Origin of the sequence: Rhizobium sp. SG_E_25_P2 (genome assembly GCF_029892285.1) — a bacterium.
Taxonomy (GTDB): Bacteria; Pseudomonadota; Alphaproteobacteria; order Rhizobiales; family Rhizobiaceae; genus Rhizobium_E.
The window spans coordinates 75,099-89,605 of sequence record NZ_JARXVM010000004.1; the positions used below are offsets into that span (position 1 = coordinate 75,099).

14 protein-coding genes are annotated in these 14,507 nt (G+C 62.0%); 7 read left to right on the forward strand and 7 right to left on the reverse strand.

Annotated features, from left to right (window positions below; genetic code table 11):
- Nucleotides 1-4 precede the first annotated feature (4 nt).
- The 7 genes from M2360_RS07855 to M2360_RS07885 form a co-directional block, all read right to left on the reverse strand.
- Nucleotides 5-802: an ABC transporter ATP-binding protein gene (locus tag M2360_RS07855; RefSeq protein WP_280774197.1), complete on the reverse strand. Its 798-nt coding sequence runs from the start codon at nt 800-802 to the stop codon at nt 5-7.
- A 12-nt stretch (nt 803-814) separates the two neighbouring features.
- Nucleotides 815-1,717: a nitrate ABC transporter permease gene (gene ntrB, locus M2360_RS07860; protein WP_280774199.1), complete on the reverse strand. Its 903-nt coding sequence runs from the start codon at nt 1,715-1,717 to the stop codon at nt 815-817.
- A gap of 76 nt (nt 1,718-1,793) precedes the next feature.
- Nucleotides 1,794-3,092 carry a CmpA/NrtA family ABC transporter substrate-binding protein gene (locus M2360_RS07865; RefSeq protein WP_280774201.1) on the reverse strand — a complete coding sequence of 433 codons (1,299 nt, stop codon included), beginning with the start codon at nt 3,090-3,092 and terminating at the stop codon, nt 1,794-1,796.
- 353 nt (nt 3,093-3,445) lie between these two features.
- Entirely contained in the window at nt 3,446-4,714 is a 1,269-nt protein-coding gene (locus M2360_RS07870) for a CmpA/NrtA family ABC transporter substrate-binding protein (protein ID WP_280774202.1), read from the reverse strand.
- A 37-nt stretch (nt 4,715-4,751) separates the two neighbouring features.
- Nucleotides 4,752-5,345 (reverse strand): ANTAR domain-containing response regulator, encoded by a 594-nt coding sequence (locus tag M2360_RS07875; RefSeq protein ID WP_280774204.1) that lies wholly within the window; start codon nt 5,343-5,345, stop codon nt 4,752-4,754.
- A gap of 2 nt (nt 5,346-5,347) precedes the next feature.
- Nucleotides 5,348-5,824 carry a hypothetical protein gene (locus M2360_RS07880; protein WP_280774205.1) on the reverse strand — a complete coding sequence of 159 codons (477 nt, stop codon included), beginning with the start codon at nt 5,822-5,824 and terminating at the stop codon, nt 5,348-5,350.
- Nucleotides 5,825-5,960: 136 nt separating this feature from the next.
- Nucleotides 5,961-6,983, reverse strand: coding sequence for a LacI family DNA-binding transcriptional regulator (locus M2360_RS07885; RefSeq protein ID WP_280774508.1), 1,023 nt, complete (start codon nt 6,981-6,983; stop codon nt 5,961-5,963).
- A 293-nt stretch (nt 6,984-7,276) separates the two neighbouring features.
- On the opposite strand from M2360_RS07885, the gene M2360_RS07890 reads away from it, so the two are divergent.
- From M2360_RS07890 to M2360_RS07920, 7 genes are all read left to right on the forward strand, one after another.
- Nucleotides 7,277-8,596, forward strand: a complete 1,320-nt coding sequence (locus M2360_RS07890) for an extracellular solute-binding protein (RefSeq protein ID WP_280774509.1) — start codon at nt 7,277-7,279, stop codon at nt 8,594-8,596.
- Nucleotides 8,597-8,692: 96 nt separating this feature from the next.
- Nucleotides 8,693-9,640, forward strand: a complete 948-nt coding sequence (locus M2360_RS07895; RefSeq protein ID WP_280774207.1) for a sugar ABC transporter permease — start codon at nt 8,693-8,695, stop codon at nt 9,638-9,640.
- Entirely contained in the window at nt 9,637-10,578 is a 942-nt protein-coding gene (locus tag M2360_RS07900; protein ID WP_182829626.1) for a carbohydrate ABC transporter permease, read from the forward strand. Before M2360_RS07895 ends, M2360_RS07900 begins: the two co-directional genes overlap by 4 nt.
- A complete protein-coding gene (locus M2360_RS07905) occupies nt 10,575-10,763 on the forward strand; it encodes a hypothetical protein (RefSeq protein WP_280774210.1) in 189 nt (62 codons plus the stop codon). Before M2360_RS07900 ends, M2360_RS07905 begins: the two co-directional genes overlap by 4 nt.
- Nucleotides 10,764-10,766: 3 nt before the next feature.
- Nucleotides 10,767-11,864, forward strand: coding sequence for an ABC transporter ATP-binding protein (locus M2360_RS07910; protein WP_280774211.1), 1,098 nt, complete (start codon nt 10,767-10,769; stop codon nt 11,862-11,864).
- Nucleotides 11,857-12,852 (forward strand): ABC transporter ATP-binding protein, encoded by a 996-nt coding sequence (locus M2360_RS07915; RefSeq protein ID WP_280774213.1) that lies wholly within the window; start codon nt 11,857-11,859, stop codon nt 12,850-12,852. Before M2360_RS07910 ends, M2360_RS07915 begins: the two co-directional genes overlap by 8 nt.
- 11 nt (nt 12,853-12,863) lie before the next feature.
- Nucleotides 12,864-14,489 carry a dihydroxyacetone kinase subunit DhaK gene (locus tag M2360_RS07920; protein ID WP_280774214.1) on the forward strand — a complete coding sequence of 542 codons (1,626 nt, stop codon included), beginning with the start codon at nt 12,864-12,866 and terminating at the stop codon, nt 14,487-14,489.
- Nucleotides 14,490-14,507 lie beyond the last annotated feature (18 nt).

Sequence of the window (14,507 nt, forward strand, 5' to 3'; positions counted from 1 at the left end):
GTTCTTACTCCGCGGCTTCGACGAAGCGGTGACGTTCGTAGAGGAACTTGAGCACGGCTTCGCGGGATTTGAGATAGGTTCGGTCGGCGGCCAGCGCGATGCGGTCGCGCGGGCGGGGGATCGGGACGTCCAGAATCTCGCCGATGCGGGCGGCGGGGCCGTTTGTCATCATGACGATGCGATCAGACAGGAGCACGGCCTCGTCGACGTCATGGGTGATCATGATCATCGTATTGCCGAGCCGGGAATGGATCTCCATCACCGCATCCTGAAGATGGGCTCGGGTCAGCGCATCGAGCGCGCCGAAGGGCTCGTCGAGCAACAGGATTTTTGGCTCCATGGCTAGCGCCCGGGCAATGCCGACGCGCTGCTTCATGCCGCCGGAGATTTCGGCGGGCCGCTTGTCTTTCGCATGCGCCATCTGCACGAGGTCGAGATTGCGCATCACCCATTCATGCTTTTCGGCACGGCTTTTCTTGCCGGCGAAAACCTTGGCGACGGCGAGATTGACATTTTCGTAGACGGTCAGCCAGGGCAGCAGCGAATGGTTCTGGAAGACGACGGCGCGTTCGGGACCGGGCGCGTTGACCTCCTGGTTTTCCAAGAGCACGGCTCCCGCCGTGACCCGCGTCAATCCAGCGATCAGGTTGAGAAGGGTCGATTTTCCGCAGCCGGAATGGCCGATGATCGAGACGAATTCGCCCTTGTCGATGGTCAGCGTCACGTCCTTGAGCACGTCGGTGCGGGCGCCGCCGCGTTCGAAGCTTTTGTCGATATGGTCGATCTTGAGATAGGCGGTCATGGGCTCGTCTCCTCAGTTCTTGGCGGTGCCGCGGGTGACGACGCTGCCGACGAGGGCGACGAGCTTGTCGAGGACAAAGCCGGTCACGCCGATATAAGCGAGCGCCACGATGATGTCGGAGAGGCGAGAAGAATTCCACGCATCCCAGATGAAGAAACCGATGCCGACGCCGCCGGTCAGCATTTCAGCCGCCACGATCGCCAGCCAGGACAGGCCGACGCCGATCCGCAAGCCGGTGAAGATGTAGGGGGCTGCGGCCGGAATCATGATCTTGAAGAAGAACTCCAGCGGGTTGAGCCGGAGCACACGCGCGATGTTGCGATAATCGTCGGGGATGTTGCGCACGCCGACGGCGGTGTTGATGATCACAGGCCAGATCGAGGTAATGAAGATCACAAAGATTGCCGATGGATTGCTGTCCTGAAAGGCGGCGAGCGACAGCGGCAGCCAGGCAAGCGGCGGCACGGTGCGCAGGATCTGGAAGATCGGATCGAGTCCGCGCATGGCCCAGACCGACTGGCCGACCACCGCGCCGAGCAAGACGCCGGCGATGGCCGCGAGCCCGAAACCGACTGCAACCCTCTGCAGCGAGACGAGAACTCGCCAGGCCAAGCCGATATCCTGCGATCCATAGTCGAAGAACGGATAGGCGATCAGATCATAGCTGTCGATCCAGACCTGCGATGGCGGCGGAAGCGTCGCGCCGGGGCCGGAACAGAGGATCTGCCAGAGTCCGAGAAGGGCGATCAGCACCAGCATCGGCGGCAGGACGGAGCGCATCACGCTTCCGATGGGGCCGTGTAGTTTCAGGCGCGGCGCGGGACGCCGGGTCATCTGGACGACGGCTCCTCCGCCTTGCGCGGCGGCGATGGCCGCTATTGGCTCGGAAATGCTTTTTCGGGCGGTTGCAGTCATGAAATGGTCCTCTTTCGAGCAATGTCGGTCGGCGCGATGGCGCCCCCGCCGGCATAGGGCGAGGGACAAGAGCGCATCAGGCGCTGGCCTTGATGGTCAGGCTGTCGAGATAGGCTGCTGGATTTTCAGGATCGAAAACCTTGCCGTCGAAGAATGTCTCCGGCCCGCGCGACGTGGAGGCTGGAATGTCTGCGGCGGCAATGCCGAGATCCTTGGCGGCGGCGCGCCAGATGTCCTCGCGGTTCACCTTGTCGACCAAAGCCTTGATATCGGTGTCGGGCGCGAATTTGCCCCAGCGGACATTTTCGGTCAGGAACCAGGCGTCATGGCTCTTGAAAGGATAGGAGGCGTGATCCTTCCAGAATTTCATCTCAAGGCCGGTGTTTTCGATCTTGCGGCCATTGCCGTAATTGATCGTGCCCTTGAGGCGGCCTGCGACATCCTTTGGCGGCACATTGAACCACTGACGTTTGCCGAGGATGGTCGAGAGTTCTTCCTTGTTGTCCATGCTGTCGGCCCAGATCTGGGCTTCCATCACGGCCATCATCAGCGCCTTGGTCGCGTTCGGGTGCTTCTCGATCCAGTCGGAACGGAGCGCCAGCGCCTTTTCCGGATGGCCCTTCCAGAGTTCGCCTGTGGTGCAGGCGGTAAAGCCGATGCCCTGATTGACGAGTTGCTCGTTCCAGGGCTCGCCGACGCAGAAGGCGTCCATGTTGCCGACCTTCATATTGGCGACCATCTGCGGCGGCGGCACGACGATGGTGGAGACATCCTTGTCCGGATCGATGCCGCCGGCGGCGAGCCAGTAACGGATCCACAGGTCATGCGTGCCGCCGGGGAAGGTCATGGCGACCTTGATCTCGTCGCCAGCGGCCTTCTTGGCCGCGAAAGCCTCCTTCAGCTTGGACGCATCGAGCTGGACGCCGGTGTCAGCATATTGTTTTGCGACGGAGATGCCCTGGCTGTCGAGATTGAGGCGGGCGATGATCGACATCGGCACCGGCACCTTGTTCTGCGTCACCTTGCCGGTCGAGATCAGGTAGGGCATCGGCGTCAGGATATGCGCGCCGTCGATGCCGTTGGCTTCGCCGCCGAGCACGAGATTGTCGCGTGTCGCGCCCCAGGACGCCTGCTTCAACACCTCGACATCGGGCAGGCCATGCTTTTCGAACAGGCCCTTCTCCTTGGCGATGATCAGCGGGGCTGCGTCGGTGAGCGCGATGAAACCGAGCTTGACGCCCGTGACCTCAGGTCCGGACGTGGCGGCAAAAGCGCCAGACGGGAAGGCGAGGCGGATTGCGCCTGCGAGCGTCGCCGCAGAGCCGGCCTTGAGGATTTGACGGCGGCTGATGGTCATTCCTGTGGTCTTCGTCATGGTTCTTCGGTCCCTCTGGAGTGCGACGGAAATCGGAAAACAAAAAAACGCCGCGTGCTGATCTGCCAGGTCCGGGCGGGAGGAGCCGGACGACAAAAAAGCCTGCGACGTCGATGTCTGATGGTTTTACGCGCCAGATCTGGCGCTCATCCGTCCTGCGATCGCCATTGACCGCGGACAGAGCCATCTATGCAACTTGCATGCCAGATGCTCCAGTGTCGGCTTAAGCATTCGCAAATATAGAGTTTTAGGCGATGATGATGATTGGCTTGCGCAACGGCGAATGCATGGAGTTGCCCGTTCGCCAGCCTTGCAATGCATGCAAATGCCTCAGGAATGTGCATTGCGATCTGTCAGGCTTCAGCAATTCCATCCGGGGCCGCCGCGCTCGAACGCACGGCGAAGCGTTGGACATACGCCTCGACGTTCTCTGGATCGAAGCGCTGGCCGTCCATGAAGCCGTCGTAACCCGGAGCGCTCCTTTCTGTCTCGTCCGTCGGAACTGAGGCGTCCGCGCCCAAGGCCATGCGATAGAGATCGGGTCGGAAGGCGCTCTGCGCCCGCGCCAGCCCCTCGATGGCGAATGAGGTCTGACCCCAGCGGATCATCTGGCTGTAGATCCAGGTCGCCTGATCGAGTCGCGGATAGTTCGCTTCTCCCCGATGGAAGAGGAAATAGTCGGGAATGACCCTGGTTGTGCCCTGGGCGTCGAGGCTGAATTCGCCGCTGAGGACGCGACGAATGATGCCTTTGGGCGCTGCGATATAGGCGGGAGCGGCGAGAATTTCCGCGAGCTCGTCATGGTGGCTGGTTTCGTCGCACCAGCGCGCCGCCCGATCCAGGGCGACGATCAGGCGGCAGACCGTGTCGCTGTTGGCCTCGGCCCAATCGGGCCTCATGCCCAGCACTTTTTCCGGAGCCAGGGGCCAGATGTCCTGTTTGGCCGCCACGATCCGTCCTGCGCCGCGTTCGGATGCGATCATGTTCCAGGGGGCTCCGACGCAGAAACCGTCGATTTCGCCCGCAGCCAGCGCATCTGAGGTCAAAGGTGGTGGCACCACGACCAATTTCACATCGCGATCGGGGTCGATTCCACCCGCCGCCAGCCAGTAGCGAAACTCGTAATTGTGCGAGGAAAACGGATAGGTCATGCCGAGCGTTGGCGCGGGTTCTCCGCGTGCCCGCATTTCGGCGAGCAATTTCGCCAGCGCTCTGGCATTCGCCAGCGCGCTTGCGTCGTCCGTGAGGCCGGTTGCGGATTTCATGCGCAGGAAAATGCGAGCTGACAGCGTGATGGCATTGCCGCCCCGACCGAACGAGAACGGCGCGATGGTCGGCGAAGGGTTGGACCCCAGCCCCAGCATGGACGCGACCGGCATTGGCGAAAGCATATGGGCGACGTCGAACTGCCTGAAGGCAAGGCGGTCGCGTACATTGGCCCACGATACGTCGCGCACCAGATCGAGGCGCAGTCCCTCTTTTTCGGCGAAGCCCAATTCCGCCGCAACGATGAGAATCGACGCGTCCATCAAGGGGATGAAGCCCGCCCGAATGGTTTTTTGCGCGCCTTCGCGAACCAAGGCGGGGGTCTTCGCTGTGTCGTCGCCCAATGTCGTGGCCATTAGTTTGCTCTCCAGCATTCGTCGATCAGCGCCCAGCTCACAGCAGCAGACTCGCGGCCGTAACGACGCTTTGGGCGATGTCCGCCAGCTTTTTCTTCTCGTTCATGGCCGTCTGCCGAAGCAGCGCGAAAGCCTCTTCTTCACCGAGTCCGCGCATTTTCATGAGGATGCCCTTGGCGCGTTCAATGACTTTGCGCTCTTCGAGCGCATTGCGCGCCTCCGCCAGTTCTCGCTGCAGGCGGCTGAACGCGTTGAACCGGCTCACCGCCATGTCGAGGATCGGCTTGATCCGCTCTTTCTTCAATCCGTCGACCACATAGGCGGACACGCCGGCATCGACGGCCGCCTCGATGGCGGCGGAATCGGATCTGTCGACGAACATGGCGATCGGCCGGGACACCGAACGGCTGAGTTGAAACATGTGCTCCATCATATCCCGGTTGGGGTTTTCGATGTCGATGATGATCACATCCGGATCCAGCGTCTCGATCAGTCGCGCGACGCCCTGCATCTCGTGGATCACCCGCACATTGAGATGGCCGGCCTCGTTGAGTCCTTCCTCGATGATCGAGGCGCGGATCGCATTTTCATCGATGACCAGCACGGTCAGATCGGTGGCAAGCTTCGCCATGATCAGCGGGTTGCCCCGGCGAGATAAGCGGCGAAGGGCGCGCTCGCGGCTGACAAGGCGGCGGTCGAAGAACGCAATCTGCCGACGAGGCAGGCGACGGCTGTGCTGATAACGATCGCGATCACGCCCGTTGCGAGATCGGTTTTGGCGACGATCAGGGAAATCAAGGTCAGAAACAGGCTGCAGGCGACCGTCGCCCTGGCAAGGCTTGCGCGTGAGGACGAAACGCCGGGCGACCAGGTCGCGACGACGTGCGCCCAACACAATCCGGTCACGATGCAGAGGATGGGCGTGAAGTCTGCCAATGCGATCTCCCTATAGATATGCCTTGGTTTTAAGCAATTTTCACGCCAGATCTCCGGCGCAGATGTTGCGATGGAGTAAGACTTATCGACTTTTCTGCTTTCCGTCTCAGAACAAAACGCCCGTCTATCGTCGGGTCCCGGTATCCGACGCCGGGGAAGATGCTCTGCGGCCATGATCTTGCACTCCCGACCGTGAGCGCTGAAGGGCCATAGGGTTCAGCCGGCATGCTCCCCTGTGACAGCGATGTCCAGCGGACACCGGCAAAACCCCGGGTCGTTTTCTGCATTGAAGGAGAAGGGCAGGCGCCGTTCAGATGTTTTCCTTGAGCAGCACTTCGATCCGGATTTTTTCCTGCGAGGCGATCGGTTCTCGCTGTTCGAGCCGCGCCCGCATGATGCGGATCGCGCTGCGCACGGCGTGGCCGGGGTCTTGGGCGATGATGGCGTCGATGCGCTCGTCCTTCAGCGCCTCTTCGCTGAACGGTGTCCGCTCATGCACGACAATGGTCAGCCGTTGGGGATCGATATGCTGCTCCACCGCGGCGACCGGGGCGCGAGCCTCCGAACTCAGCACATAAACGGCGCGCACATCCTGATGATGTTCGAGCACCCGGCGGATCACCTGGCGCGCGCGTTTTTCGTCGCCATATGTTTCGAGCGAGGGCAGGGGACAGAGATGCGGGAAGCGGCTGTTGAGGATGCTGTCAAAGCCGCGACGCCGTTCGATGCTGTCCTGCGCCATCATGGTTTCGGCCACGACCATGATCTTGCCGGGCTTGTCGCCGAGAAAGCGTCCGATGATCTTGCCTGCGGTTGCGCCGGCGGCATGGTTGTTGACCCCGACGAAATCGGCGTCATCCAGTTTCTCCTGACCTGACAGGAATTGCACCACCTTGACGCCGCGTTCGATCAGCCGCGCCATCGCGTCGCGCGCCTGGGGCGATTCCGGCGCCATGATGGCGACGCCGTCGAGGAGGTCGGGGGAGAGTCCGGAGAGATAGTTCGCCAGCGCATGCGGATCGCCGACCGGAACCTGGGCGACATCGATATCGGTCAGATCGGCGCGGAGCGCGTCGCGGGCCTCTTCGACCTGACTGAGAAGCTCGCGGAGATACTGGTCGCCCGCGATCGGCAGCACGAACCGGAAACGATAGACCCGATTGCGCGCCAGATTGACGGCGGCCGGATTGCGGATGAATCCGATCCGCTCGATCGCCTCATTGACCTTGCGCGCCGCCTTTTCGCTGACATTCGGCCGGTCATTGAGCACGCGATCCACCGTCGCGAGGCTGACGCCCGCGGCTTCGGCGAGATCTTTGGCGGTGGGTCTCATCATGGCATATGCAGTTCACTAGGGTCTTTGGAAAAAGACTTTTCCAACAATTTCAAGCGAAAAGCAACAAATTGAGGTGCGCACCTCAAAATTAACTTGCCTTGAGGTGCGCACCTCAATTATAGACTCCGATCAGGAGATGACGATGCACGGCAGGCGCGGAAACCGCGTCCAGGCTTTGGAGGAGGCCGCCGGATCGCGCATGTCCAGAGGTCGCCGCCTCGAGGGGCGGCATTTCTCCCGATGGAGGTCGGGAGCCATTGAGGGAGGAGAAGGTCATGACATCGGCATTCATGAAATCCACTGTTGCCGCCGGCGCGCTCATCGCCGCCAGCCTGACGGGAACGACGGCCGCCAAGGCGGACGAACTGACGCTCTGCTGGGCGGCCTGGGATCCGGCCAATGCGCTGGTGGAGCTGAGCAAGGATTTCGAGGCGAAATCCGGCCACAAGATGAAGTTCGAATTCGTGCCATGGCCGAATTTCGCCGACCGCATGCTCAATGAGCTCAATTCCGGCGGCAAACTCTGCGACCTGATGATCGGCGACAGCCAGTGGATCGGCGGCGCGGCCGAGAATGGTCAATATGTGAAGCTCAACGATTTCTTCGACAAGGAAGGAATCAAGATGGAGAATTTCATTCCCGCCACCGTGGTCGGCTATGCCGAATGGCCGAAGAACACGCCCAACTACTGGGCGCTGCCGGCCTTTGGCGACGTGGTGGGTTGGACCTATCGCAAGGACTGGTTCTCACGTCCTGAACTGCGCGACGAGTTCAAGAAGAAGTATGGCCGCGACCTCGAAGTACCCAGGACATTCGCCGAACTGAAGGACATCGCCGAATTCTTCCAGAAGCGCGAGATCGACGGCAAAACCGTCTATGGCGCCGCGATCTATACCGAACGCGGCTCTGAAGGCATCACCATGGGCGCGATGGATGTGCTCTACAGTTTCGGCTTCGAATATCAGAATCCGCAAAAGCCCTATGAGATGGAAGGCTTCGTCAATTCACCGCAGGCGATCGCCGGCCTCGAATATTACAAGTCGCTCTATGATTGCTGCACGCCGCCGGGCTCCTCCGACGCCTATATGTCGGAAAATATCGACGCCTATAAATCCGGGCAGGTGGCGTTGCAAATGAACTTCGCCTTCATCTGGCCGGGCATCAACGCCGACCCGAATGTCGGCGGCGACAAGTCCGGTTATTTCCCGAACCCCGCCGGCCCCGACGGCAAGCAGTTCGCCCAGTTGGGCGGCCAGGGCATTTCGGTGGTCGCGGCGTCGAGCAAGCAGCAGGCGGCGCTCGACTACATCAAGTGGTTCGCTCAATCGGAAATCCAGCAGAAATGGTGGTCGCTCGGCGGCTATTCCGCCCTGCGCTCGGTGGTCGAGGATCCGTCTTTCGCCACCAGCCAGCCTTACGCGCAGACCTTCCTCGATTCCATGGCGATCGTGAAGGATTTCTGGGCCGAGCCCTCCTACGCCTCGCTGCTGCAGGCGTCGCAGAAACGTTTCCACGACTATGCGATCGCAGGCCAGGGTACGGCCAAGGAAGCGCTTGACGGCCTGGTCAAGGATTGGACCGAAGTCTTCGAGGACGAAGGCAAGCTCTGATCTCTCCCGGATCGCTCAGGCGGTCCCCAGCGGAGCCGACATTGTCGGCTCCGCACCGAACAGCCATTGATGTCAGTCTTCAGAACAGGTGCAGCCATGTCCGATCGCGCCATCGATCGCCTCGCGCGCGTTACGCCGCCCGGGGTTTCCAGTCGGGTCCGAGGCATGTCCGATCGCGCCATCGCCTGGATCTTCGTGACGCCCACGATCCTCTTGCTGCTCGCGGTCAATATCTTCCCGCTCATCTGGACAATCAGGCTGAGCTTCACCAACTTCCGCGTCAACCGCCCCAATGAAGCGCCGACTTTCGTTGGCCTCAAGAATTATGAGCGCATCCTCACCGACAGCGACATCTGGCAGACGATGCAGGCCACCGCGCATTTCCTGTTCTGGACCATTGCCCTGCAAGTGCTGATCGGCTTTTCGCTGGCCTATCTGATCAACAAGAAGTTTCGCGGCAACGATCTCTGGACCACGATCATCGTGCTGCCGATGATGCTGAGCCCGGCGGTGGTCGGCAATTTCTGGACCTTTCTCTACCAGCCGCAGATCGGCCTGTTCAATTATGTCGTCGGCTTCTTCACCGGGCTTGACCCGTCGAGCTTCACCATGATCGGCGATGTTTCGCTCGCCCCCTGGTCGATCGTCATCGTCGACACCTGGATGTGGACGCCTTTCGTGATGCTGATCTGCCTGGCGGGGTTGCGCTCCATTCCCGACAGCATCTATGAGGCGGCCGAATGCGATCGAGCCAGCAAATGGCGGCAGTTCTGGACGATCACCATTCCGCTGGTGCTGCCCTTCCTGATGCTGGCGATCCTGTTTCGCGGCATCGAGAATTTCAAGATGTTCGACCTCGTCGTGCAACTGACCGGCGGCGGCCCGGGCTCGATCACCGAACTCACCTCGATCAATCTCAAGCGCGAGGCGTTTGAGAAATGGCGCACCGGCTACGCCTCGGCCTATGCGGTGATCCTGTTCGTAACGGTGTTCGGCCTCGCCTCGATCTATGTGAAGGCGCTCAACAAGGTGAAAGAACGATGAGCAGCTATTCCGTCACCGAACCCTCGCTTCGGCAAAAATGGGTGGCCGGCGCCTTGGTGATCTTCTACGCGGTCGTCACCATCATGCCGCTCGTCTGGATCATCGCCACCGGCTTCAAGACGCCGTCCGACGCCATCGCTTATCCGCCCAAGGTATTGTTCACGCCGACGCTCGAAGGCTACGTCAATCTCTTCACCACCCGCACGCGGGTCTCGGAAGAGGATCTCAAGGCGCTGGGCGAGCCGAAGACCTGGTATGAGGCGCTGGTGCGCAAGGATGGTCTGGTGATCGCGGGTCCCTCGCGCTACGGCGAGCGCTTCTACAATTCGGTGGTGATCGGCTTTGGCTCGACGCTGCTGTGCATCGTGCTGGGCACGGCCGCCGCCTATGCCTTTTCCCGCTTCAAAGTGCCGCTCAAGGATGATCTCCTGTTCTTCATCCTGTCGACGCGCATGATGCCGCCGATCGCCGTGGCGATCCCGATCTTCCTGATGTTCCGCTCGCTGGGGCTCAGCGACACCCATGCCGGGCTGATCCTGCTCTACACCGCCGTCAACCTGTCGCTGTCGGTCTGGCTGCTCAAGGGCTTCATCGACGAAATCCCGATCGAATATGAAGAGGCGGCGCTGATCGACGGCTACACCCGCTTCCAGGCCTTCTACAAGGTCGTGCTGCCGCAGGCGGTGACCGGCATCGCCTCGACCGCGATCTTCTGCCTGATCTTCGCCTGGAACGAATACGCCTTCGCGGTGCTACTGACGTCTGGCACGGCGCAGACAGCGCCGCCTTTCATCCCTACCATCATCGGCGTCAGCGGCCAGGATTGGCCGGCGGTCGCGGCGGGAGCGACATTGTTCCTCGTGCCGGTCGTGGTCTTCACCATTCTGCTACGCAAGCATCTGCTGCGCGGCATCACATTCGGGGCGGTGAGAAAATGAGCCGGTTTCTAACGGGACTGCGCCGCTTCAGGCGCAATGAATGGGAGTTGCTCGCGTCCACCCTCATCGCGCTTGGCGTGCTGATGATGATGCAGCCCTTCGCCATGGCGCTCTACAGCTATTCCTTCCTGGTGACGCTGGTGGGAACTGTGATGTTCGTTATCGTCAGTCATTTTCCGGAGTAGAACATGGCGCAGATCAGAATCGACAGGCTGCGCAAGGAGTTCGGAAGCTTCACGGCGGTGCAGTCTTCGAGCTTCACCATTGAGGATGGCGAATTCTTCATGCTGCTCGGCCCCTCCGGCTGCGGCAAGACCACGACGCTTCGCATGATGGCGGGGCTCGAACTGCCGAGCAGCGGTGAAATCTTCATCGATGGTGACGAAGTCGGCATGAAACGGGCCAGCCAGCGCGACATCGCTTTCGTCTTCCAGATGTTCGCGCTTTATCCGCATATGAATGTCCGCCGCAACATCGCCTATCCGCTGTTGAGCCAGGGCGTGCCCAAACCCGAGGTCAAGACGCGGGTCGAAGACGTCGCGCGTATCCTGAGGATCGAATCCATCCTCGATAAGCCGGTCGGAGGCCTGTCGGGCGGCGACCGCCAGCGCGTTGCGCTCGGCCGCGCCATCGTCCGCCGCCCCAAGGCCTTCTTCATGGATGAACCGCTCGGCGCGCTCGACGCGGAATTCCGCGAACATATGGCGGAGGAGTTGCGCGCGCTGCATGACCGGATCGGCGCCACCACTGTCTATGTCACCCATGATCAGCTGGAAGCCATGCAGATGGGCGACAAGATCGCGGTGATGAACCATGGCGTCGTTGAACAACTGGGCCCGCCGCAGCAGATCTATGACTGGCCGGCGACGCGCTTCGTCGCCGACTTCATCGGGTCGCCGCCGATGAATTTCCTTGAATTCCAGGGCATGATCGGCATCGGCGGCGATCACGTGCATCTCGATGGCCAGAGGATTGCCGTGCCCAAATCGCGGCAAGGGGCCGAGGGCGCGCTGACATTAGGCGTTCGCCCCGAACATATCCGGCTTTCCGACGCTTCCCCCTATCGCGCCCGGATCGAGGCGACGGAATATCTGGGAACCACCCAGATCGTGCGCCTCGCCACCGCCAATGGGCCGATCAAGGCGCGGATTTCCTCATCCGAGATTGTCCGGACCGGCGAGACGGTCGGCCTCGACTTCGACAGCCGCACGGTGACCCTGTTCGCCGGCGAGCGCGGCCGCGCTCTGGTGTCCGAAGCCAATGAAGGAGTGCTCGTCCATGGCTGAGGTGGTGTTGCAATCGATCAGCAAGAGCTTTTCCGGCCATCAGGCGCTGGACGACGTCTCCATGACCGTGGCGGATGGCTCCTTCGTCGTCCTGCTCGGCCCCACCGGCGCCGGCAAGACCACGACGTTGCGCATCATATCGGGACTGGAAGAACCCGAGAGTGGCGATGTGCGGATCGGCGGCCGCTCGATGAAGGGTCTTTCGCCCGCCGAGCGCAATGTCGCGATGGTCTTCCAGCAATATTCGCTCTATCCGCATCTGACGGTGCGGGAAAACCTCGCTTTTCCGCTGCGCTCGCCGCTTTTGAAAACGCCGGCCGCCGAAATCGAGCGCAAAGTGGCTGCTGTGGCCGAGACGCTGCGCATCTCGCACAAACTTGACAACAAGGCGACCGCGCTTTCCGGCGGGGAAATGCAGCGGGTTTCGATAGGCCGGGCGCTGGTGCGCAATCCGCAGATCTATCTGATGGATGAGCCGCTGAGTTCGCTGGACGCGAAACTGCGCGCCGATCTCCGCGTCGAACTGAAGAGCATTCAGGCCAATTCCGGCGCGACGCTGCTTTATGTCACCCATGATCAGGTTGAGGCCATGACCATGGCGACGCATGTCGGCGTTCTCGATCATGGTCGACTGGTGCAGTTCGGTCCGCCGCGCGAGGTCTATGAGCAGCCGGTGAGCCTGTACGCCGCAGCTAGGCTGGGCCAGCCGCGCATCAACATTATGCCCGCAGATCTCTTCCCGTCCATGCCGGCCCGCGCTGTTCATATCGGGCTCAGGCCTGAGCATATCAGGCTCGGGCAGGGGGAGGAGGGGCTTGTCAACCGGGTCGAACGGCTCGGCGACCAGACGCGTTTGCATCTTTCCTTCCGGGGGCAGAGCATCGTAACAGTCGTCGAACCACATACCGCCTTGCGGAGCGGCGATCTTGTCAAGATCGAGCCCATCGCCCCGCTCTATTTCGACGCCGACGGCGCGCGACTGATTTAAGGGAGGACCTCATGGCGCAGTTCATCAACAAGAAGGAAGAGGTTGTCACCGAGGCCGTGGATGGCCTTTTGGCCACATCCTCCGTGCCGCTCGCCCGGCTCGACGGCTATCCGCATATCCGTGTCGTGGTGCGGGCCGATTGGGACAAGTCCAGGGTAGCCTTGGTGTCGGGCGGCGGCTCGGGCCATGAGCCTGCCCATGCAGGTTTCGTCGGCGAGGGCATGCTGACGGCGGCTGTTTGCGGCGACGTTTTCGCCTCGCCGAGCGTCGATGCGGTGCTGGCCGGCATCCTTGCGGTGACCGGACCGGCAGGCTGCCTGCTGATCGTCAAGAACTATACCGGCGATCGGCTGAATTTCGGTCTCGCCGCCGAACGCGCCCGCGCCTTCGGCCTCAGTGTCGAAATCGTCATTGTCGATGACGACATCGCGCTGCCGGATCTGCCGCAGGCGCGCGGCGTCGCTGGCACGCTGTTCGTTCACAAGATCGCCGGCGCGCTCGCAGAAGACGGCGCGGATCTCGAAACAGTCGCTGCGGCGGCGCGTAAAGTGATCGCCGGCGTCAAGAGCATCGGCATGTCGCTCGACACCTGCACGGTGCCGGGTTCGCCCAAGGAAGATCGCATTCCCGCCGGCATGGCGGAACTGGGGCTCGGCATTCACGGCGAGGCCGGGGTTGAACAGGTGGATTTCTCCGGCGCGCAATCGGCGATGGCTGCTGTCACCGGCAAACTTGGAGCCGCGATCGGCAAGGCGCGCCATGTGGCGCTGATCAACAATCTCGGCGGCGCTTCCGTGCTGGAAATGTCGGTGCTCGCCCATGAACTGATCCGTTCCGCAATCGGCGCTGATATCAGCCATGTCGTCGGACCCGCAGCGATGATGACCTCGCTGGATATGCGGGGCTTTTCCATCTCGCTCTATCCGGCCGATGAGAGTGAAATTGCGGCGCTGGCGCGCCCTGTCGGGCCTTCCGCCTGGCCAGGCCTGTCGCCGGTTCGCCCTGTCAATGTGATCGCCCTGCCGGACGGGCTGGCGCCGGTGATGCCGCTTGCCTCCGACCATGCGCCGACGCGGGCTTTCCTTACCGAATGCTGCAATGTGCTGATCGCCTGCGAGCAGGATCTGAACGCGCTCGACGCCCGCTCCGGCGATGGCGATACAGGCTCGACGCTTGCGGGCGCGGCGCGCGCGCTGGTCAAGGCGATGGATCGGCTGCCTCTTTCCGATCACACCCAATTGCTCCGGGCAATCGGGCTCGAACTCAGCCAGACGATGGGCGGTTCGTCCGGCGTGTTGCTGGCGATCTTCTTCGCCGCTGCCGGCGACGGCGCATCAAGCGGCCTGCCGCTGCGCGAGGCGCTGAAAGCCGGTTTGCTGCGCATGCAGGAGATCGGCGGCGCCCGTGTCGGCGACCGCACCATGATCGATGCGCTCGCGCCGGCTCTCGACGCCTTGGAGCAAGGTTTCGGTCCCGCCGCCGAGGCGGCCCGGGGCGGGGCGAACCACACGGCGACGCTGGTCAAAGCCAAGGCCGGCCGCGCCGCCTACATCAACGCCAAGCAATTGGTGGGGCACGCCGATCCGGGCGCGGAGGCCGTGGCGCGGCTGTTCGAATATCTGGCGCGGGTGGTGTAGCGGCGGCGGGGCGCCGCC